Raw genomic sequence first — 21,348 nt, 5'->3', positions numbered from 1 at the left:
GGTCACGCCAGCCGAGTCATGCGAACGCTCACGTCTAGACCTGAGCTGCCGCCGCCGGTGACGATCCCTTTGACAGGAGTGACGTCGGCGTAGTCACGACCGGTGCCCACGACGACATGGTTAGTACCGATCTCGATCGCGTTCGTCGGATCGATGCCACACCACTGACCGGTCCAGGTCTCGATCCAAGCGTGGGACTCGCCGTCTACTGCCTCACCGATCTCCGAGTCGGACCGGGGAAGAAGATACCCGGACACGTAGCGAGCAGGGATTCCCAGGCTCCGGATCATCGACAACGTGATGTGGGCGTAGTCCTGACATACACCTGCGCGCCGGTCCCATGCGTCTGGAGCTGTCGTGTAAACCCCTGTGCTCCCCGGACAGTACGTCATCTTGTCGTGTACGGCGGCGACAACGGCCACGACCGCGTCGGCCGGTGTCAGACCGCTGGTGACGCCCCGTGCGAAGTCGGCCAAGTCATCGGTGAAGGGCGTGTAGTCGGTCGCTGCGAGCATCTCGTCGAAGTCGTCCGCGACGGTGTCCGCATGCAGCGCGGTCCAATCTATCGCGTCGGTGCGAGGCACGGCGTCTGCGGTCTCGACGACGGTGGTGCCTGTCACTTCGAGGCGATCGTGCGGAGTGTGCACATCGAAAGCGGTGACAAAGGTCCCCCAATAGTCGGTGTACCGAAATTGGTGGACTGGAGGTGAGGTGTCGATGTGCGACGCGACGACATTCTGATGGGAGTCGGTGCGAGGGGTGAGTCGGGCTTCGTTGTACGACGACGCGACGGGCGAGGTGTACGTGAACCCGGTGGTGTGGACGACACGGAGTCGGGCAGTCATCGGACCTCCAGAGACAGGCTCGCGTCAGTCCACGAGACGAAGGGTGCAGGGTGGAAGTGCTCCGCCGATATCGACTCGCTGACAGCACGGCACGTGTCTTGCAGAAGGCTGAGATGTGCGGACAGGTCAGCGGTCAGAGTCGACGCGTCGACGAACTCGAGAGAGCTACGTGCACGCCCCAGGAGCGTCCGAGCTCTGGATTGAGCGCCTACGCGGTCCGGCGTCCGGTCGAGTGCCGCGAGATTGAGTTCCGCCGAACGGAGAGCGTGGAACACCGAACGTGGAAACAGTCGATCCAGCAGGATGAACTCGACGACGCGTTCGGCGTCGAGGCTCCCGCGATGTGTTCGGATGAAGGTGTCCTGCGCGCCGGCCGCGATGAGGACGCTCATCCACGACGCAGCGCCTCCCGCCCCACCGGATCTCGCGTGAAGCATCCGGACGATCATGTCGACGCGCTCGACCGAACGACCGACGAGCAGGTAGCTGTACCCGTCGTCGTGACTGAGGGTTGCGTCGGTCAGTCCGGCGAACATCGCGGTCCTCGCTTTGACATAGCTGAGGAACTCGTGCGGTCCGAGCCTTCTGGCCCGTAGTTCGGCTTCGCCGAGATCGTTGTAGGTAGCGTTCAGGCATTCCCACATCTCGCTGGATATCACTTCGCGCGCACCGCGGGCGTTCTCGCGGGCGGCCCCGATCAGTCCCACGATCGACCTGGGGTCCGATCGGTCGTAGGCGACCTGTTCGGTGAGACTCCACACCGTCCGCTGCCGATCGAGCTCGGGTGTGAAGCCGAGGACCGCGGTGACGTGCTCGACGGCGGACTCCACATCGGTGGTCGGGTCCTCGAGGAGTTGGTGAACGGCGACGTCGAGGATGCGTGACATGTCGTCGGCTCGTTCGGTGTACCTGCCTATCCAGTACAGCGATTCGGCGTTTCGAGAGAGCATCATCGGGAACCTCCGGTACAAGACGACTGCTGTTGCTGGCGCTCCTGTTCGGCGACAATCGGCGCGGAAGCGGACGGCATCGGACGGAGGAGTTCCAATTGGCCGTCGACAGCGGCTGGTCCAGGAGATGTCGGCTTCGGACGGGTCGCCAGGACCCACGTGTCTTTGGATCCGCCTCCCTGGGACGAGTTGACGACGAGGGAGCCTTCGTTCAGTGCGACCCGCGTCAAACCGCCGGGAAGCACCCACACCGACGAACCGTCGTTGACGGCGAAGGGACGAAGGTCGACGTGCCGCGGTGCGAGTCGATCGTCGATCATCGTCGGGTTGGTCGATAGAGAGATCATCGGCTGAGCGATCCAGCCGCGCGGGTTGGCCCGGATCGCCGCGATCGCGGACTCCCTTTCGGCGGGTGATGCGTCCGGACCGAACACGATTCCGTAGCCGCCGCTGCCTTCGACCGGTTTGACGACGAGCTCATCGATGCGGTCGATCACTTCTTCACGTTCTTCGGGCAGCCAGCACCGAAGGCTCTCCACGTTCCGCAACACGGGCTCTTCACCTAGGTAGTACCGGATGATGTCGGGCACGTAGGTGTATATGAGCTTGTCGTCCGCGACTCCGTTGCCGACGGCGCTTGAGATCACGACGTTGCCTTCACGCGCCGCGTTGACCAGGCCCGCCACACCGAGCATCGAGTCGGGGCGGAACTGCATCGGATCGAGGTAGTCGTCGTCGATGCGTCGGTACACGACGTCGACGCGGGTGTCGCCCGCGGTGGTTCGCATGAAGACCACGTTGTCCCGACAGAACAGGTCACGTCCTTCGACGAGTTCCACGCCCATCTGCCGGGCCAGCAAAGAGTGTTCGAAATAGGCGGAGTTGGCTACGCCTGGGGTGAGCACGACGACGGTCGGGTCAGCGACATTCGACGGCGCCGCCGCCCGAAGAGCTCGCAGGAGATGGCGCGGGTAGTCGCCGACCGCGCGCACGGCGTGGGTCGAGAACAGGTCTGGGAAAATTCGCGCGATGGTTCGCCTGTTCTCCATCACATAGGAGACTCCAGACGGTGAGCGCACATTGTCTTCGAGAACGCGGAGCTCACCCTCCTCGTCGCGGATCAGGTCGATCCCCGCAACGTGGATACGGACTCCGTTCGGCGGCCTGATTCCTGCGGCCTGCCGATGGAAGTGTTCACACGAGTGGATGAGTCTCCGCGGGAGCACACCGTCGGCGAGGATCGCCTGTTCTCCGTACACGTCGTCGAGGAACTTCTCCAACGCCTTCACGCGTTGGGCGACCCCGCGTTCCACGGTCTTCCACTCGGCCGCGTCGATGATCCGGGGAATCGGATCGAGGGGAAGCGGCCGTTCGGTGCCGGAGAGCGTGAAGGTGATCCCCTGGTCTGCCAAGGCCCGATGCAGGGCGTCGAGGCGAGCACGTAAGTCGGACGGTTCAAGTGCCCGCAGAGCACCGTCGATACCGCGGTACGGCGGACGCACGCTTCCGTCGCGTCGATACATCTCGTCCACTGCATCGGCTGTTGGGAGATACGGTGCGACAGGAGTCGGAGCCGTCGAGGACTGCATCGAGGCGTTCATGAACGCATCGTGCTCTCGGAATATTGCGGAAGCAGTCGGAAATGTTGCCGCTGAGTAACCATCCGCACGGTGGTAGTGATAGGTGAGTGAGCTTCTCGCGTTCCGAACTTCTGAGTTACGCCGACACGACCGTCCCCGACCTGATCGGACCCGACTGCCGATTGTTGATCTCCGGCATCAACCCGGGACTGTGGACGGCTGCGACCGGCGCGCACTTCGCGCGGCCGGGCAACCGTTTCTATCCGGCGCTGTACACCGCGGGAATCACGGACCGACTCATCGACGCATCGGCCGGTATGAGCGAGGCCGACGCCCGCGCGCTGACAGACGCCGGTGTCGGGATCACCAACGTCGTCGCACGCGCGACAGCGAAGGCTTCGGACCTGAGTCGCGACGAACTGGAGGCCGGCGGTCGCAGGCTCGTCCGCACCGTTGAACGAGTGCGTCCACGGGTGCTGGCAGTGCTCGGCGTGACCGCCTATCGATCAGCTTTCAGGGAGCCGAAGGCGGCCGTCGGCGAGCAGGACCGCCACATCGGCGACACGACGATCTGGGTGCTGCCCAACCCGAGCGGACTCAACGCCCACGAGACCGTCGCGACACTCGCGGCCGCGTATCGGAGCGCTGCATGCGCCGCGGGAATTGTCTGATCCGACGCAGATCGGGGATTCTCGGCAGAATGGCCGGATGAGAATGTTCCTCAGGAGAGCTTCTGTCGTAGTCGGAGTCGCCGCGCTGACAACGGCGCTCGTCGCCGTCGGAATCCGGTACTGGCCGGGTGGGAATGTGCCGACGATCGCGGCGGCATCGGTGTCGCCGTACGTGTTCGCGATCGCGATCGTCGTCGCAGCCGCCGCCGTGTTCGCGCTGCGCGGCCGTACACGATGGGTCGGCGGAACGATGGTCGCAGTTGTCGCGGTCTCCGGTGTCGCGGTGCACGCACCTCTCTTCGTATCGGACGACCCGCCGACAGGGGAGGCGCTCACAGTGCTCACCTCGAACATCCAGTTGGGAATGGGCGACATCAGCGAATTGGCGTCTCTCGTCCGGAAGAACGAAGTCGATGTTCTCGCGGTCGAGGAGCTGACCCCGGACGCGGTGCAGCGGATATCCGAGTCGACGATCGCACGGGATCTGCCCTACTCGTTCGTTCGGCCTCGCACGCTGGCCGGTGGAACCGCGATCTACAGCAGGTATGAGCTGTCGGCGCCGGCCTCACTCGACGGCTTCGGGTTGGAGAATCTGACAGCGGTCGTCACGGTGCCGAACGTCGGCGAGGTGCAGGTGTTCGCCGTCCATCCGGTGCCGCCCAGCTTTCCGTCCGATTGGGCAGAGGAGCTCGATCGACTGCGCGCCGCAATCGGATCGGCGCCCTCGGAACGGCCGGTGATCGCGCTCGGCGACTTCAATGCGACCACCGACCACACGCAGTTCCGACGACTCCTGTCCGGTGGGTTCGCCGACGCAGCGGACCTCGCGGGCGCAGGCCTGCTGCCCACCTATCCCACCGACAAGTGGTACCCGCCGGTCGTCGGCATCGATCACGTCCTCCTCCGCGGATTCGGAGCGTCCGCGGTGACGACACACACGATCTCCGGCGCCGATCACCGCGCAGTGCTGGCGACCATAGGCGCGGTTTCGATTACGCGAGCAGCAATGCGATGAGTGCGATGACCGGGATCGACAAGACCGTGGTGATCAGCGCGGTGTCGCGAGCCAGAACAACACCGCGGCCGTACCGGGTGGCGTAGACGAGCACGTTCTGCGCGGTGGGCAGGGCCGCGATGACCACCTGGGCGAACAGATCGTGTCCAGACATGCCGAACATCCACCGGGCGACGACGTACGCGAGTGTGGGCATCACGATCGCCTTGAGGAACGACGCCACGGCGACGTCGCGTCGGGGACTCTCTCCCTTGGCGAAGATCGTGGTGCCGGTCAGGGTGAGGCCGAAAGTCAGGAGCGCGAGCGGCACAGACGCCTGGCCGAGCATGTCCGCGGGTTCGAGAATCGCCTGCGGCGGCGTCCATCCGCTCAACGACAATGCGAGACCGATCACCCCGCCGATCAGGATCGGGTTGCGTAGCGGGACGGCGATGGTCTTCCACACCGACCCGCGATGGGCCGAGTCGAGGGCCGTCAGGTCGAGCGTCGCGAGCGCGATGGGGGAGTAGAACACGATCTGAAACAGCAGGAGAGGCGCGATGAACGAGGCGTCGTCGAGCACGAAGATCGCGATCGGCAGGCCGAGATTGACGCTGTTCACGTACGACGCCGACAGTGCTCCGATCGTCACTTCGGGGATAGGCCGTCTGAGCCAGAAGTGCGCCACGATCAGGTAGATCAGGCCCATCATCAGCGCGGAGACGGACGCGACGGCGAGCGTCGGGGAGAACACCACCGACAGGTCGCTGGTGGCCAGCGAATGCATGAGCAACGCGGGGGTGCAGACGAAGAAGACGAGGCGGGCGAGTGTCGTCGACGCGTGGTCGCCGAGAGCCCCCGTCCGCCCCAGGATGTATCCGAGGCCGACGACGAGGAAGATCACCGTGAACCCCGAGATGACGCCAGACACGCGGGCAACAGTAGGCCCGCTCGGCTCGTTTTGCCACAAGGGCTCTCGGCCGGTTAATCTGTTCAGGTTGTGTGCCGCGGACGGATTGCCGTGGATACAGGCGATCAGCGGGTTGTGGCGGGTCGGGAGAGACCCGGACCCATGCCCGCGCCGAACGTGAGGAAGGCGAGAACCATGGCAGTACCGAAGCGCCGGATGTCGCGGGCGAACACCCGTAGCCGTCGTTCGCAGTGGAAGGCGGATAACGTCACCCTGCAGGAAGAGAAGATCAACGGCGTGTCGCAGCGTATGCCGCGTCGCCTGGTCAAGGCTGTCAAGCTTGGCCTGGTCGATCTCGACCGTCGCTGAGCGTAGCTCGCGGCAAACTGAACTACAAAGGCTGCGGCCGGTGGGATCTCCCACCGGCCGCAGCCTTTTGTCGTCACAAAGAAGTCTCGATGCGGTCACGACCCCGATGTCCCGGGTGGCTGCTGCGTAGGTTGGGCACGGAACGAAACCGGAAACTCACGTAACGCAGACACAGTTCGTCAGGGGAGTGGTTGTGACGCAGGTTCGCCAGTCGACATCGGATCGTCCGGACGGCGCGGGGCCGGTCGTCCCGCCCCCGATTCCGGTCAACAAGAGGGTGTTCTTCGGGGCGAGCGCCGGAGTGATCGCGATCATCGTCTGGGCGCTCGTCGACACCGCCGGTGCGGACCGCGTGATTCAAGCGGCCGTCACCTGGGTCGCGGACGAACTCGGATGGTTCTACATCGCACTGGTGGTCGCGGTTCTGCTGTTCGTTCTGTGGGCGGCCTTCTCCCGGGTCGGTGGCGTGAAGCTCGGACCGGACCACTCAAAACCCGCATACCGACTCTTCTCGTGGACTGCGATGCTCTTCGCGGCCGGGATCGGCATCGACCTCATGTTCTTCTCCGTCGCCGAACCGGTGACGCAGTGGACGGCGCCGCCCACCGGGGACGGGCAGACGTTGGAGGCCACTCGCCAGGCCGTCGTATGGACGCTGTTCCACTACGGAATCATCGGGTGGGCCCTGTATGCACTGGTAGGCATGTCGTTGGGCTACTTCGCCTACCGGTACAACAAGCCGCTGAGCTTGCGGTCGGCGTTGCAGCCGATCTTCGGGGACAGAGTCGACGGACTCCTCGGCGATTCCGTCGACATAGCGGCACTTCTCGGGGCGATCTTCGGTCTGGCCACCAGCCTGGGCATCGGCGTCGCGCAGCTCAACGTCGGTCTCGACGACCTGTTCGGAATCGCGCAGAGTCACTGGGCGCAGGCCGGTCTGATCGCGGTCGCTGTGATCATCGCGATCCTGTCGGCGGTGTCCGGCGTCGACAAGGGCGTGAAGCGGCTGTCGGAGATCAACGTGGTGATCGCGATCGGACTGCTGCTCTTCATCCTGATCGCCGGATCGACGACCTACCTGATGAACGGGCTGGTCCAGAACATCGGCGACTTCGCGAGCCGATTCCCGTCGATGGCCCTCGACACCTTCGCATACCAGGACACCGGCGAGTGGAAGGCGACGTGGACTCTGTTCTTCTGGGCGTGGTGGATCGCGTGGGCGCCGTTCGTCGGACTGTTCCTCGCCCGGATCTCCCGCGGCAGAACCATCCGACAGTTCGTTCTCGGCACCCTGACAGTGCCGTTCGCGTTCATCCTCATCTGGATCTCCGTCTTCGGGAACAGCGCACTCGAGGTCGCTCGACGGGACGGAGACTTCGCGACGACCGCCGTCGAGACCCCGGAGAAGGCGTTCTACGCCCTGCTGCACGAGTACCCGGCTGCACCGCTGCTCGTCGTCATCGCGACATTCACGGGACTGCTGTTCTACATCACCAGTGCCGACTCCGGTGCGCTCGTGATGGCTCACTTCAGCTCCCACATCTCCGACAACGAGTCGGACGGTGCGAAGTGGGTCCGAATCTTCTGGGCCCTCGCGACAGGCGGTCTGACGATGGCGATGCTGCTCATCGGCGGCATCACCACTCTGCAGAACGCGACGGTCATCATGGGCCTGCCGTTCGCGATCGTCGTCGCGCTGATGATGCTCGGCCTGTTCCGAGCGTTGCGCGCGGAGGGGCACTGGGTCGCGTCGCGTCGCGAGGCGATGACACATGCGTTGTCGCATCGTGCGTCGGGCGGGACCGCCCTCAACTGGCGGCAGCGGGTCGAGCGCCTGGTTCACTATCCGGACCGGGACGATGTCGCGCGGTTCTCCGAATCCGTGGTGCGGCCCGCGCTCGCCGACGTCGCGGACGAACTGGTGCGATCGGGGATGTCCGCCGTGGTCGGATCGGCGTACGTCGAGGCCTACGATCTGACCAGTCATCATCTCGACGTCGACCTCGGCGACGGACCGACATTCCACTACCAGGTGTATCCCACCCGGCATCCCACCCCGGTGTTCGGCCGGACCCCGGAGAGTCGCGACAAGTTCTTCCGGCTCGAGGTGTTCACCGCTCAGGGCAGCGAGGGCTTCGACGTGTACGGCCTGACCAAGGCCCAGATCAGTTCGAACGTGCTCGATCACTACGAACGACACCACCACTACATCGAAGGCGTCAACAGCGCGTCGGCGACGGTCTCCAACGAACAGACAGTCGACTGGTCGGCCGACTTCACCGAAGAGATGCTCGAGCCGGAACAGACCGACCCCGGCGAACCGGACCGACAATCAGCAAGCGGACAGACCAAGGAGGTCAAGTGAACGCACAGACCCTGTTCGTCGACGGTCGGTGGGAGGCCGCGGCCGACGGCGAGACTCGCGAGATCCGCTGTCCGGCGGACGGATCGCTGGTCGGAACGGTCAGTGAAGCCGGGTCGGCGGACACGATCAGGGCGATCGAGGCCGCCCGGCGGTCATTCGACGATCGACGGTGGGCCTCGGTGTCGGCCGGAGAGCGCGGTAAGCTGCTCGCCCGCCTGGCCGCCGGGATCCGGGAGCGACGGGAGGAGTTCGCACGCGCGGAGTCGTTGGACACCGGCAAGCGGATCGTCGAATCCCGGATCGACATGGACGACATCGCGAACTGCTTCGACTACTTCGCAGAACTCGCGTCGAAGGACGCCGGACGGCTCGTCGACGCCGGATCGGAGAGTGTGGTCAGTCGGATCCAGTACGAACCGGTGGGTGTGTGCGGGCTGATCACTCCGTGGAACTACCCGCTGCTGCAGGCCGCGTGGAAGATCGGGCCCGCATTGGCCGCCGGGTGTTCGTTCGTCCTCAAACCCGCGGAACTGACACCGCACACGGCGATCCTGACGATGCGTCTGCTCGACGAGCTGGGACTGCCCGCAGGCGTGGCGAACCTGGTGACGGGTGCAGGCGCGACGGCGGGTCCACCCCTGTCCGGTCACCCCGACGTCGACCTCGTGTCGTTCACCGGCGGCCTCGTGACCGGTCGGATGATCGCGGCGTCGGCGGCCGCGACGGTCAAGAAGGTGGCGCTCGAACTCGGCGGCAAGAACCCCAACGTCGTATTCGCCGACGCCGACTTCGAGGCGGCCGTCGACAACGCTCTCAACGCCGCATTCGTCCACTCCGGGCAGGTCTGCTCGGCGGGCGCGCGCCTCGTCGTCGAGGAGTCGATCGCCGAGAGGTTCGTCGACGCGTTGGTCGAGCGTGCAGGTCAGATCACACTCGGCGGACCGTTCGACGACGCCGCGGAAACCGGTCCGCTCATCTCCTCGGCGCACCGAGAGAAGGTGCACGCCTATGTTCAGGCGGGCGTCGCCGAAGGGGCTCGTGTCCGGTGCGGCGGTGACTACGCGACGGGAACCTCGGGGACGAGCGACCTCGATGCGGGCTTCTACTACCGGATGACGGTGCTCGACCAGTGCACGCGGGGCATGTCGGTGGTGACCGACGAAGCGTTCGGCCCCGTCGTCACCGTGGAGACGTTCACCGACGAGGACGACGCCGTCGCCATCGCCAACGACACGGTCTACGGCCTTGCCGGCGCCGTGTGGACGCAGGACGCGGGCAAGTCGCAGCGCATCGCGAACCGCCTGCGACACGGCACCATCTGGATCAACGACTTCCACCCGTACCTGCCGCAAGCCGAGTGGGGCGGGTTCGGGCAGTCCGGCGTCGGGCGAGAACTCGGCCCCACCGGGCTGGACGAGTACCGCGAGGCCAAACACGTGTACCAGAACATCGCACCCGAGGTCACCGGCTGGTTCGTTGACCGACGACACGAGGAGGACTGATGAGCACGGATTCATTCGACTACGTCGTGGTCGGCGGCGGCTCCGCCGGCTGCGCGGCCGCTGCACGCCTGTCCGACGACCCGTCGGTGCGCGTCGCACTGATCGAGGCTGGCCCCGACGATCGAGGCGTCGACGAGGTGCTTCGGCTGAACCGATGGATGGAACTGCTCGAATCCGGCTACGACTGGGACTACCCGGTCGAACCGCAGGCGTCGGGCAATTCGTTCCTGCGCCACGCGCGCGCCAAGGTGCTCGGCGGCTGCTCGTCGCACAACTCGTGCATCGCGTTCTGGCCACCGCGTGAGGACCTGGACGAGTGGGCGACGACGTTCGGCGCCACGGGGTGGAACGCCGACGCCATGTGGCCGATCCTCGCGCGCCTCGAGACCAATGAGGACGCGGGGCCGGACGCTCCGCACCACGGCGGCAGCGGTCCAGTCCACCTGATGAACGTGCCGCCGAACGATCCGTGCGGGGTCGCGCTGCTCGAAGCGGCGGCGCAGGCAGGGATCCCGACCACCCGCTTCAACACGGGAACCACCGTCACCCGCGGTGCGAACTTCTTCCAGATCAACCGGCGCGCCGACGGCACCCGCTCGTCGTCGTCGGTGTCGTACATCCATCCGATCGCGGACCGGTCGAACTTCACCCTTCTGACCGGGCTGCGGGCCACGCGTCTGATGTTCGACGGCACCCGGTGCGTCGGGGTTCAAGTGGTCGACAACCAATTCGGGCGTGCTCGAACGATCACCGCCGAGCGGGAGCTCATCCTGTCGGCCGGCGCCATCGACACCCCGAAGCTGCTCATGCTGTCCGGCATCGGACCTGCGGCGCACGTGGCGGAGCACGGGATCGACGTCCTCGTCGACTCACCCGGGGTCGGGCTGAACCTGCAGGACCATCCCGAGGGAGTCATCTCCTGGGTCGCGAAGCAGCCGATGCCCGTCGACTCCACCCAGTGGTGGGAGATCGGCGTGTTCGACATGGTCGACGACGGCTTGGATCGGCCGGACCTGATGATGCACTACGGCAGCGTGCCGTTCGACATGCACACGGTCCGGCAGGGCTACCCTACAGCCGACAACGTGTTCTGTCTGACGCCGAATGTGACGCACGCTCGATCGCGTGGGACCGTCCGACTTCGGTCCCGCGACTTCCGCGACAAGCCGCTCGTCGATCCGCGCTACTTCAGCGACCCGGAGGGATACGACATCCGAATCATGACCGCGGGCATCCGTCGGGCCCGCGAGATCGTCGCCCAACCGGCGATGGCGAAGTGGGCGGGCGACGAACTGTTCCCCGGTCCGGGTGTGGTCGACGACGCCGATCTCGCAACGTACATCCGCGCCACCCACAACACCGTCTACCACCCGGTCGGGACGGCGGCGATGGGATCCGCGGACGAGGCGCCCGTCGACGCCCGACTACGGGTCAAGGGCGTCGACGGGCTCCGCGTCGCGGACGCGTCGGTGTTCCCCGAGCACACGTCGGTGAACCCGAACATCACGGTGATGATGATCGGTGAACACTGCGCCGATCTCGTCGCGGCGGACCGCTGACGGCGGCGTTACTGCGCCAGCAGCTTGTTGACTCCGCGGTTGAGGACGTTCGGGATGAACTTGGCCGCGTTGCCGAGGAGTGTGGTCTGCACTCCCACGGAGTAGCTGGTGCGTGACAGGAGACGGTCGACGGTCGACGGATGCACCGACTCCCACACCTTCGCGGCGACGTCCTCGGCGGTCAGCCGGACGCCGAGGGTGCGGGTGCTCTTCGCATCCGTGTCCTCGGCGAGCGCGGTCTGCGCCCAGAGCGGCCAGATGGAGACCACCCGGATGTCGTCCTGCTGCCATTCGAGTTCGAGGGCTTCGGTGAGGCCCGCGACGAAGAACTTCGTCGCGCTGTACGTCGCGATGCCCGGCTGTCCGTAGATGGCCGAGGCCGACGCGATGTTGACCAGGTGGCTGTCCGGCGTCGCCTTGAGATACTTGTGCGCTGCGCGGGCGCCGAGTGTGACGCCGAGGGCGTCGATGTCGATCTGCGCTTTGATCGCCTCCGGGCTGATGTCGGCGAGATTGCCCGACAGCAGAATGCCCGCGTTGTTGTCGAGGACGTCGAGCTGTCCGTCGGTGTGCGAGGTGAAGTCGGCGAGGGCTGCGTCCCACTGGTCGGGGTCACGGACGTCGAGGACTCCGGTGATCAACTCGGGGTCGTCGGCGGCGGCCGCTGCGAGGGCGGTCTTGTCCACGTCGTAGATGCCGACAGTCCAGCCGTGAGAGCGGAACAGTTTGGCGGTGGCGAGACCGATTCCGGCGGCTCCACCGGTGATGACGATCGACGGCATGACGTTCTCCCTCTGTGTGCTGACCTGCATCTCTGTCCCATGAACCCTACTTACTCGCGGGTAGGGAAACTAGGGCCTATGAAGCTCATCACACGCGTGTTATCGTGACAACAAATATTGTCACATCGATTGATGGGAGTTCGAGATGACCATTCTCGAGAACGCCTCGATGAGCACACCTGACCGTGGGGTGGACGAAGTGTCGCAGCGACTGGTGGAGTCCGCCGCGCGACTCTCGCGAAACGCGATGACGGAGATCGACTGGTCCGAACCGATGGACCCGGCGCACTACGGCTGCAGCCCGGAGTGGTCCACGTTGTACGGGACCGACTACTGGAACGAGCTGACCGTCGAGCAGCAGGTGACACTGACTCGGCATGAGTTCGCGTCGATCATGAACGTCGGCATCTGGTTCGAGATGATCCTGCAGGAATTGGTGCTGCGCGATCAGTACCTCGGCCGATACCACGAGCCGGAGTTTCAGTTCGCGCTCACCGAGATCGCCGACGAATGCCGCCACTCGATCATGTTCGCGAAGGCGTCGTCGAAGATGGTCGGTACGTCGTATCACCCGCCGCGTCGCATCGGTCGTCTCGGAAAGATCTTCCAGCACACGGCACGCGGAGCGGTCTCGTACGCCGGCATTCTGGTCGCCGAAGAGATCCTCGACGTGTTCCAGCGCGGCTGCATGCGCGACGAACGAGTGCTCCCGTTCATCCGCACGATCAACGAGATCCACGTGCTCGAAGAGTCTCGGCACATGAAGTTCGCCCGCGAGCAGGTCCGCGAGTCGATGGCAGGCATGAGTCCGCTCAAGCGGCGATTCTGCGCGCTCTACACCTCCCTCGGTGCGCTGTACATCGTGTCGAACCTGGTCCAGCCGCAGGTGTACGCGAACGCGGGACTCGACGTGGACCGTGCGCTCGCCGAACGTCGCACCAACAAGCACTTCCACGCGATGGTCCGCAGCAACTGCACGCATCTGATGGAGTTCCTCGACGACGTGGGGCTGCTGACGCGGGCCGCGCGGCGCAACTACCGCCGCGTCCACATGATCTGATGGCCCACGTCATCACGCAGTCGTGCTGCAGCGACGCCGCGTGCGTCTCCGTGTGCCCGGTGAACTGCATTCACCCGACTCCCGAGGAACGAGGATTCGGGTCGTCGGACATCCTCCACATCGATCCGGTCGCGTGCATCGACTGCGGGGCGTGCGCAGACGCGTGCCCGGTCGACGCGATCTACCCGGCCGATCGCCTCGGCGAGCGGGACAAGGTGTTCATCGAGGTCAACGCCGCCTTCTACCGCGACAACCCGGACATCTCATCGGGATGGTCGGACATCGTGTACCCGGTGATCCCTCGTCTGCCGGACGGACTCCGAGTGGCAGTGGTCGGCACCGGCCCGTCGGGCGGGTACGCCGTCCGCACGTTGATCGGACGTACCGACGCCGATGTCACGGTGATCGACAGGCTGCCGACGCCCGGAGGTCTCGTCCGCGCAGGCGTCGCACCCGATCACCCTGGCACCAAAGGCGTCCTCCGGACCTTCGACCTGCTTTATCGCGACCGGCGGGTCCATCTGCTCGGCGGTGTCGAGATCGGCGACGGCCCATCCGCCGTCACCCCGGCGGAACTGGCCGACCACTTCGACGCCGTCTTCTACGCGGTCGGCGCACCCGACTCCAGAGCGCTCGGAGTGCCGGGTGAAGACCTGCCCGGTTCGACGGCCGCCACCGATCTGGTCGCCTGGTACAACGCATATCCAGGTGCGGAAGGGCCGCCGATTCCCGAAGACGGAGTGGGACGCGCCGTGATCGTGGGAACCGGCAACGTGGCTCTCGACGTCGCGCGAATCCTGGTGTCGTCGCCGGACGCGCTGGCCGCCACCGACATCGCCGACCGGGCACTGGCCCTCCTGGAGAGACAGGACATCCGGGAAGTCGTGCTGCTCGGTCGACGAGGTCAGGCCGACGCCGCGTACACAGCAGCCGAGTTCCGGGCACTGCAAGAACTTCCAGGGGTCGACGTGATCGTCGCCGACAACCCCGACGGGCTGGGACTCGACGGTCCGCCCGTGCCCGAACGGCGACGAATCGTCCTGCTGTTCCACAGTGCCGTCGAACAGATCTCCGCGGGTGATCGAGGACAGGTCAGAGCCGTCAGTGTGACGACAGGCGACCTGACGCACGACATCACCACCGACGTCGTCGTCCGTTCCATCGGGTACCGCGGGGTGCGCCTCGACGGTCTGCCCTTCGACGACGCACGCGGCGTCATCCCCAACGCCGACGGCAGAGTGATCAACGAGACAGGCGAAGCGATCCCCGGCGTGTACGCCCTCGGGTGGGCGGCGCGCGGGGCCATCGGAGGGATCGGCGCCAACAAGGCGCACGCGATCGCCACCGTGGAGGCATTCATCGACGACGCCGCGGCAGGGCGTCTGCCCAGGACCGCGCACGGTCCGGACGACTTCCGCACGCTCGTGCAGAACAGGTCGCCCAACCTCGTCCGATACCGCGGCGTGCGGTCCATCGATCGCGCCGAGCGGGCGAGGGGACAGGCTGTCGGACGCCCGCGGATCAAGTTCACCGAAGTGTCGGACATGCTCGCGGTGGCCCGCAGGCGACGGTGACCCGCGTGTTTCTCAGCAGGATCTGAAGTAGAGACGATAAGACTGTAGGCATGCGCATACTCGTGGTCGACGACGATCGGGCCGTCCGAGAGTCCCTTCGTCGGTCCCTGTCCTTCAACGGCTACACCGTCGACACGGCGGGCGACGGCCTCGAAGCACTCGAGAAGGTGATCGCCGATCGCCCCGACATGCTGGTGCTCGATGTGATGATGCCGCGCCTGGACGGTCTGGAGGTGTGCCGCCGACTCCGGTCCGCGGGCGACGACCTGCCGATCCTGGTGCTCACCGCACGCGACTCGGTGTCCGAGAGGGTGGCCGGACTCGACGCGGGCGCCGACGACTACCTGCCCAAGCCGTTCGCCTTGGAAGAACTCCTCGCTCGAGTCCGGTCGCTGCTGCGGCGCACGGCGCGGGAGGACGAGGAGGGATCGGAAGCGGTCAGCTTCACCGACCTCACCCTCGACCCGGTGACTCGTGAGGTGACACGAGGCGAACGTCAGATCAGCCTGACACGAACCGAGTTCGCGCTCATGGAGATGCTGATGGCGAACCCCAAGCGGGTCTTGACGCGCAGTCGGATCCTGGAAGAGGTGTGGGGTTACGACTTCCCGACCTCGGGCAACGCTCTCGAGGTGTACATCGGCTACCTGCGGCGCAAGACCGAGGCAGACGGCGAACCGCGACTCATCCACACGGTGCGCGGCGTCGGCTACGTGCTCCGTGAGAGCTCCGCACCCTAGATGAGTTTCCTGACGAGCCGAGCACATCGACCGATGCGTGCGCCGAACGCACTGACCCGATCGGTGTCGCTGCGGAACCGCGTCGCGCTGCTCGCCGCCGCGGTCGTCCTCCTGTCGGCGACCCTCATGGCGGGCGCGGCGTACTTCGTCGTCTCCCGATCGCTGTACCGCGACGTCGACACGCAGCTGATCACCCGCGCCGACGGGATGACCGTGCTGTCGAAACTGGGGCGCCTCAGCAACGGTCCAGAGGATCTCCTCGCCGGAACAGTGTTCTCGACGTCGATCTCGATCGCGCTCGTCGAACCGACAGGACACACGCTGATGCTGGGTGAAGTGCCGTACGGCGACACCGAACGACAGATCATCGGATCGGTGAACCCGCCCGGAAAGCTGAACCAGAGTCTGCGGACCACGTCGAACCACCGGGTGCTCGCCCGCAAACTGTCGAACGGCAGCACCCTGATGCTCGCCGAGTCGCTCGACCGCACCGACGCCATCCTGAAACGGCTCGCATCTGTGCTGTTCGTCGCGGGCGGGGTGGGAGTGGCGTTCGCGGCCCTCGCCGGAACAGCGGTGGCGCGGGGCGGTCTGCGTCCGGTGGGTCGCCTGACCGAAGCCGTCGAGCGAGTCGCGAAGACCCAGGACCTGAGACCGATACCGGTGACCGGCACCGATGAGCTGGCCCGCCTCACCGAGAGCTTCAACACGATGCTCGGCGCGCTCGCCGAATCCCGCGACCAGCAGGCGCGGCTGGTCGCCGACGCAGGTCACGAGTTGAAGACGCCGCTCACGTCCCTGCGGACCAACTTGGAACTGCTCATAGCCTCGTCAGCGCCCGGTGCGCCACCGATCCCCGCCTCAGACATGGTGGAACTGCGGTCGGATGTGATGGCTCAGATAGAGGAACTGTCGACTCTGGTCGGCGACCTCGTCGACCTCGCTCGCGACGACTCACTCGACACCGTCCACGAAGAGGTCGCACTCGAGTCGGTCATCGACGATGCGCTGCTCCGGGTCCGACGCCGTCGTGCCGACATCGAGTTCGATGTCCAGACGTCGCCGTGGTTCGTCTTCGGTGAGGAACACGGACTGGCACGTGCCGTGCTCAACGTGCTCGACAACGCCGCCAAGTGGAGCCCGCCGGGACGCACCGTCCATGTGCGTCTTCATCAAGTGGGGCTGCAGACGGCTGAACTGTCCGTCGCGGACGCCGGGCCGGGTATCCCGCCGGAAGACCGTGAGCGCGTGTTCGAGCGCTTCTACCGTGCCGACGCCACTCGGTCGATGCCCGGATCGGGTCTCGGGCTTGCGATCGTCCGGCAGGTGGTGGTGCGCCTCGGCGGTTCCGTCGTCGCGGAATCGTCGTCGGAAGGCGGCGCCCTGATCCGCATGCGCCTGCCGGGGTCGGCGCTGCACACCGAACCCGACCCTGTTGTCGTCCGTCGATGAAAAGCAGGCGGCGTCGGTCATGGGACGGATTCCCAGGATCCTTTGACCGACTTCACAGTCTCCTGGCCTAGGCTGACAATCATGACTGACGGCGGATACCGCGACCCCTCGGATCGACAAGACGACTTCACGGCGCAGAACAATCCCGCGCCGACTCCGTACTCGAAGCTCCCGCCGCTTCCCGGGAGCGACGCCGGTGCCGCTTCGAGCCCGTTCGACGCCCCGACCGGCGTCACCTCGACCGGTGGATTCGCCGCCCAACAGCCGACGACCGTGACCCCCGCGTACCAGGCGCCCCAATATCAGGCGCCTCAGCATCAGTCCGGGGCTTACGGGGCCGCAGCTACGACAGCACCGTACGGCGCGCCGTCCACCACGCCCTACCAGCAGCCGTACGGCACCGGTCAGTTCGCCGCCGCGTCGCCGAGCGGACCGCCGACGGGATCGCTTCCGCCGATCGGCTCGGATCCGGCTCCGGGGGGCGGCTCGGGTCGCGGCGGGTCGGGTAAGAAGCTCCTCGTGGGCGCCGCCGTCGTCGCGGTGCTCGCGGGCGGCGTCGGCGGCGGAGTCGGGTACCTGGTCTCCGACCGCAACGGCACGTCGTCGAACACCGACACCTCGATCGCGACCGGCCCGACGCAGACCGCGCAGCCGCCCGCCGCTCCCGGATCGGTCCAGGAGACTGCGGCGCGTGTACTGCCGTCCGTGGTGTCGATCACCGTCTCGAACGGACGTGAGGTCGGCTCCGGCTCAGGTGTCGTGCTGTCGGACGACGGCACCATCCTGACCAACAACCATGTGGTCGGCGGACCGAACATGCAGGTCCTGGTCAGCTTCAGCGACGGGTCGCGTGCCAGGGCCCGTGTGCTCGGCGCCGATCCGGTGTCGGACGTCGCCGTGATCAAGGCGGACAAGACCGGCCTCACTCCCATCACGATCGGAAAGTCCGACAACCTGACCGTCGGTCAGAACGTGATCGCGATCGGTTCGCCGCTCGGCCTGGAGGGCACTGTCACCACCGGAATCATCTCCGCACTGAACCGTCCGGTGTCGACGTCCGGCGCGGACGGCCAGGACTCGGTGATCGATGCGATCCAGACCGATGCTGCCATCAATCCCGGCAACTCAGGTGGCGCGCTGATCAACTCGGCTGGCGCCCTCATCGGCATCAACACGGCGATCGCCACGCTCGGCGCGAGTACGGGTTCGGAGTCGGGCAGCATCGGTCTCGGGTTCGCGATCCCCGTCGACCAGGCGATGCGAGTCGCCAACCAGTTGCGCACCTCCGGCAAGGCGACCCAGGCGAACATCGGTGTGTCTGTGCGACCGGCTGCGGATCTGGAGAAGCCCGGAGCAGTCGTCGCGAACGTCGTCCGCGGCGGACCCGCGGAACGCGCTGGGATCCCGGTCGGTGCACTCATCACCGCCGTCAACGACCGTCACATCACGTCGGCGGATTCTCTCGTCGCCGCCGTACGTTCCAACGCTCCGGGGGATACGGTGAAGGTGACGTACACGGTGAACGGAGACAGCAAGACCGTCGACGTCACCCTCGGCACGCTATGACATCCAGAGAGGCAGACATGACTGACATCCTCGACGACCCCGATGCGCAGGCCGCGGACGCGGCCGCCCGGTCGACAAGCCCGGGACTCGCAGCCACTGCGCCCGGAGATGGATTCGCCCGCTCCCTGGTGGTGGTCGTCGACGATCGAGTCGCGCACGGCGAAGGCCCCAGTTCACTCGGTCCCCTCGTGGGCGAACTGCTCGAAGAGGCCGGATTCCACGTCGACGCCACCGTCACCGTTCCCGGCGACGAGATCGAGATCCGGAACACCCTGAACACCGCGGTCATCGGTGGTGTCGACCTCGTGGTGTCGGTCGGCGGCGTCGGCGTCGCAGCTCGCGACGTGACCCCGGAAGCCACCGAACCTCTCCTCGACCGTCGTCTGCAAGGTGTCGAGGAGGCCATTCGCAGTTCCGGCCTGTCCGCGGGCGCCACCGACGGTGGACTCTCACGTGGCCTCGCCGGCATCTCCGGCCAGACAGTGGTGGTCAACATCGCCGACTCGCGCGCCGCCGTCCGCGACGGCATGGCGACACTGTTGCCGCTGGCCCGGCACGTGATCGGGCACATCAGTGACATCTGACGAAGCCGACTGGGAACGCCGACGCCGCCTTGACGCGGTGTTCGGCGACGACCTGCCGGAGCAGATCACGGAGCCTGGTGAGCGTCGGCACAGCGGTCGCGGCCGCGAGTGGTACGACGAGAACCGTCCACCACATCACGGATGAAACACTCAAAGGACGGCCTCTCGGATTCGAGAGGCCGTCCTTTGAGTGTGGCTGGATTCAGCTCGGGAACAGCTGGCTGAGTTCGGCGAACAGTGCCTGGTTGAGACGGAAAGCGACCTTGACCTCGTCGACGAGACGGGCGCGTTCGTCCGCGGTCAGCGTCTCGCCGATCTTGTCGAGCTGATCGCGGTAGGCGTCCTTGTACGGCTTGACCTTGCCCACCTCGTCGAACGCGTAGAACGCGATGCCCGCGCCGTCGAGTTCGAAATTGCGGTCGAGGATGCGGCCGATCGCCTGTCCGCCCGACAGATCGCCGAGGTACCGGGTGTAGTGGTGCGCGACAAAAGCGCCGGGCCATTCTGCGGAGGCGTTGACACGGGCCGTGTATTCAGCGGCGGCAGGCGAATCGAGGACGTCGTCGGTGCTCTCCGGCGCCCAGTGGGCGAGGTCGGTGTCGATGGTGGCGAGCCGGTTCAATGCGGGATCGACGACTTTGGATGCGATCGGATCGTCCGCGAGTGCAGCCGCTGTCGACTCCAGCGCAGCGTAGATCGGGCGGAGTCGCCGCAGGTACGCGACGTACCCGGCGGCAGGCATGCGTCCGTCGAGGAGCGCCGACATGAACGTCGATCCTTCGGCCTGCTCGTGCTCGACGGCAGAGCCCTTTTTCATCGCTGCGGACAACGTGTCCTCAGTAGCGACGATCGTGGGTGCGTCGACGGTCATGCGGGGCCTCCATGGATAAGGACGGTCAATCGTGGAGGTAAACCTAACATCGGTGGGACGAGAACACGAAGAAGGCTCCGTTCCGGCACAAAACGGAGCCTTCTTCGATGTCGATCCCGGTGTCAGCGCGAGTGGCGCGGCCCATCGTTCGGGAACTGTCCCTGCGGGAACTGGCCACCCTCGGGCGGCGGCGGGTACTGGCCCGGCGCGTACTGACCCGGAGGAAGGTTTCCGGGCGGCGGGTACTGGCCCGGTGCCGGATTGGGTGTCGGGAAGCCTCCGCTGGGCGGACCCGCCGGAGCCTGCGGCTGGCCGTACGGCTGTTGGGCCTGCGGGGGAGCGGTGAACTGCTGTGTGACGCCGGGCTGGCCGTAGTTGGGCTGCTGCGGCTGCTCCGGGAATGGGGAGCTGGGCTGTTCTGCGGAGTCGAAACGTGCCGCGTCCTCGCGGGCGCGCAGCTCGTCGCGCAACCGTGTCTCCTCGGCTTCGGCGGCAGCCTTCGCGGCGGCGGTCTCTGCGGCCTTGCGCTCCTTGGCGGTCGGGTCGAGCAGGTCGCGGATCTCGGTGAGCAGCGAGACCTCGTCCTCCTCGACCTCGGCGTCGCCGAGCTTACGAAGCTCGGACAGCTTGTTGTAGGGCATGACGATCAGGAAGTAGACGACCGCGGCGACGATCACGAAGTTGATCAGTGCGGTGATCACCGCGCCGAAATCGACGAAGGTCTCGGGCATGCCGTCGCGCAGGCGGATACCGAGGCCGGCGTAGTCGGTGCTGATCGGAATCGATGCGATCAGCGGGTTGACGATCTTCTCGGTGAATGCGGTGACGATGGCGGTGAATGCTGCGCCGATGATGACCGCGGTGGCCAATTCGACGACGTTCCCCCGCATCAGGAAGTCTTTGAATCCTTTGAGCACGAGGCTCCCCCTAAAGTTATTCGTTGTGCCGTGACGTCGCTGAGTCTAATGCAGCAT

At 66.0% G+C, this 21,348-nt stretch carries 20 protein-coding genes; 12 read left to right on the top strand and 8 right to left on the bottom strand.

Translation table 11 applies throughout. From position 1 onward, the window contains the following. Positions 1 to 2 precede the first annotated feature (2 nt). Genes GM1_RS11540 through GM1_RS11530 form a run of 3 tightly spaced genes read right to left on the bottom strand, consistent with a single transcriptional unit; the run spans position 3 to position 3,396 of the window. Entirely contained in the window at positions 3 to 845 is an 843-nt protein-coding gene (locus GM1_RS11540) for a transglutaminase family protein (protein WP_008379023.1), read from the bottom strand. Then, positions 842 to 1,798 carry an alpha-E domain-containing protein gene (locus GM1_RS11535; RefSeq protein WP_040519971.1) on the bottom strand — a complete coding sequence of 319 codons (957 nt, stop codon included), beginning with the start codon at positions 1,796 to 1,798 and terminating at the stop codon, positions 842 to 844. Before GM1_RS11535 ends, GM1_RS11540 begins: the two co-directional genes overlap by 4 nt. Beyond that, a complete protein-coding gene (locus GM1_RS11530) occupies positions 1,795 to 3,396 on the bottom strand; it encodes a circularly permuted type 2 ATP-grasp protein (RefSeq protein WP_174316878.1) in 1,602 nt (533 codons plus the stop codon). Before GM1_RS11530 ends, GM1_RS11535 begins: the two co-directional genes overlap by 4 nt. Before the next feature lie 86 nt (positions 3,397 to 3,482). Between GM1_RS11530 and mug the strand changes: the two genes are divergently transcribed. Together mug and GM1_RS11520 are read left to right on the top strand one after the other, a co-directional pair. Then, positions 3,483 to 4,046, top strand: a complete 564-nt coding sequence (mug, locus tag GM1_RS11525) for a G/U mismatch-specific DNA glycosylase (protein ID WP_008379019.1) — start codon at positions 3,483 to 3,485, stop codon at positions 4,044 to 4,046. 37 nt (positions 4,047 to 4,083) lie between these two features. Then, positions 4,084 to 5,061: an endonuclease/exonuclease/phosphatase family protein gene (locus GM1_RS11520; RefSeq protein WP_040519969.1), complete on the top strand. Its 978-nt coding sequence runs from the start codon at positions 4,084 to 4,086 to the stop codon at positions 5,059 to 5,061. Here GM1_RS11520 and GM1_RS11515 read toward each other — a convergent pair. Next, positions 5,039 to 5,971: an AEC family transporter gene (locus tag GM1_RS11515; protein WP_040519967.1), complete on the bottom strand. Its 933-nt coding sequence runs from the start codon at positions 5,969 to 5,971 to the stop codon at positions 5,039 to 5,041. The genes GM1_RS11520 and GM1_RS11515 overlap by 23 nt on opposite strands. A gap of 174 nt (positions 5,972 to 6,145) precedes the next feature. On the opposite strand from GM1_RS11515, the gene rpmF reads away from it, so the two are divergent. From rpmF to GM1_RS11495, 4 genes are all read left to right on the top strand, one after another. Beyond that, a complete protein-coding gene (rpmF, locus tag GM1_RS11510; RefSeq protein ID WP_008379013.1) occupies positions 6,146 to 6,319 on the top strand; it encodes a 50S ribosomal protein L32 in 174 nt (57 codons plus the stop codon). Between the two features lie 193 nt (positions 6,320 to 6,512). Then, positions 6,513 to 8,684 (top strand): choline BCCT transporter BetT, encoded by a 2,172-nt coding sequence (betT, locus tag GM1_RS11505; RefSeq protein ID WP_008379011.1) that lies wholly within the window; start codon positions 6,513 to 6,515, stop codon positions 8,682 to 8,684. Next, positions 8,681 to 10,186 carry an aldehyde dehydrogenase family protein gene (locus GM1_RS11500; protein WP_008379009.1) on the top strand — a complete coding sequence of 502 codons (1,506 nt, stop codon included), beginning with the start codon at positions 8,681 to 8,683 and terminating at the stop codon, positions 10,184 to 10,186. Before betT ends, GM1_RS11500 begins: the two co-directional genes overlap by 4 nt. After that, the gene (locus GM1_RS11495) at positions 10,186 to 11,745 is read left to right on the top strand and encodes a GMC family oxidoreductase (RefSeq protein WP_008379007.1); all 1,560 of its coding nucleotides are present in this window, start codon (positions 10,186 to 10,188) and stop codon (positions 11,743 to 11,745) included. The genes GM1_RS11500 and GM1_RS11495 overlap by 1 nt, the downstream gene beginning before the upstream one ends. An 8-nt stretch (positions 11,746 to 11,753) precedes the next feature. On the opposite strand, the gene GM1_RS11490 is transcribed toward GM1_RS11495, so the two are convergent. Beyond that, positions 11,754 to 12,527: an SDR family oxidoreductase gene (locus GM1_RS11490; RefSeq protein WP_040519965.1), complete on the bottom strand. Its 774-nt coding sequence runs from the start codon at positions 12,525 to 12,527 to the stop codon at positions 11,754 to 11,756. Positions 12,528 to 12,672: 145 nt separating this feature from the next. On the opposite strand from GM1_RS11490, the gene GM1_RS11485 reads away from it, so the two are divergent. The 6 genes from GM1_RS11485 to GM1_RS11460 all read left to right on the top strand — a co-directional run bounded on the left by GM1_RS11485 (position 12,673) and on the right by GM1_RS11460 (position 19,503). Then, complete coding sequence (locus GM1_RS11485; RefSeq protein WP_008379004.1) at positions 12,673 to 13,587, top strand: AurF N-oxygenase family protein; 915 nt, start codon at positions 12,673 to 12,675, stop codon at positions 13,585 to 13,587. Continuing rightward, a complete protein-coding gene (locus GM1_RS11480; protein ID WP_008379002.1) occupies positions 13,587 to 15,161 on the top strand; it encodes a 4Fe-4S binding protein in 1,575 nt (524 codons plus the stop codon). The genes GM1_RS11485 and GM1_RS11480 overlap by 1 nt, the downstream gene beginning before the upstream one ends. Before the next feature lie 50 nt (positions 15,162 to 15,211). Then, positions 15,212 to 15,901 carry a response regulator transcription factor gene (locus GM1_RS11475; RefSeq protein ID WP_008379000.1) on the top strand — a complete coding sequence of 230 codons (690 nt, stop codon included), beginning with the start codon at positions 15,212 to 15,214 and terminating at the stop codon, positions 15,899 to 15,901. A gap of 33 nt (positions 15,902 to 15,934) precedes the next feature. Beyond that, complete coding sequence (locus tag GM1_RS11470; RefSeq protein WP_008378998.1) at positions 15,935 to 17,353, top strand: sensor histidine kinase; 1,419 nt, start codon at positions 15,935 to 15,937, stop codon at positions 17,351 to 17,353. 81 nt (positions 17,354 to 17,434) lie between these two features. After that, on the top strand, positions 17,435 to 18,919 hold the full coding sequence (locus GM1_RS11465; protein ID WP_008378997.1) for a S1C family serine protease: 1,485 nt from the start codon (positions 17,435 to 17,437) through the stop codon (positions 18,917 to 18,919). 17 nt (positions 18,920 to 18,936) lie between these two features. Further along, positions 18,937 to 19,503: a MogA/MoaB family molybdenum cofactor biosynthesis protein gene (locus GM1_RS11460; RefSeq protein ID WP_008378995.1), complete on the top strand. Its 567-nt coding sequence runs from the start codon at positions 18,937 to 18,939 to the stop codon at positions 19,501 to 19,503. On the opposite strand, the gene GM1_RS22315 is transcribed toward GM1_RS11460, so the two are convergent. From GM1_RS22315 to mscL, 3 genes are all read right to left on the bottom strand, one after another. Further along, on the bottom strand, positions 19,490 to 19,657 hold the full coding sequence (locus GM1_RS22315; protein WP_157435969.1) for a hypothetical protein: 168 nt from the start codon (positions 19,655 to 19,657) through the stop codon (positions 19,490 to 19,492). The genes GM1_RS11460 and GM1_RS22315 overlap by 14 nt on opposite strands. 48 nt (positions 19,658 to 19,705) lie before the next feature. Further along, positions 19,706 to 20,374, bottom strand: coding sequence for a biliverdin-producing heme oxygenase (locus GM1_RS11455; protein ID WP_008378993.1), 669 nt, complete (start codon positions 20,372 to 20,374; stop codon positions 19,706 to 19,708). Between the two features lie 122 nt (positions 20,375 to 20,496). After that, a complete protein-coding gene (gene mscL, locus GM1_RS11450; protein ID WP_008378991.1) occupies positions 20,497 to 21,291 on the bottom strand; it encodes a large-conductance mechanosensitive channel protein MscL in 795 nt (264 codons plus the stop codon). Positions 21,292 to 21,348 lie beyond the last annotated feature (57 nt).

Origin of the sequence: Gordonia malaquae NBRC 108250 (assembly GCF_000344135.1) — a bacterium.
GTDB lineage: Bacteria > Actinomycetota > Actinomycetes > Mycobacteriales > Mycobacteriaceae > Gordonia > Gordonia malaquae.
Note: the sequence above shows the minus strand (reverse complement) of the source record. Positions and strands in the feature narration are given on the sequence as shown.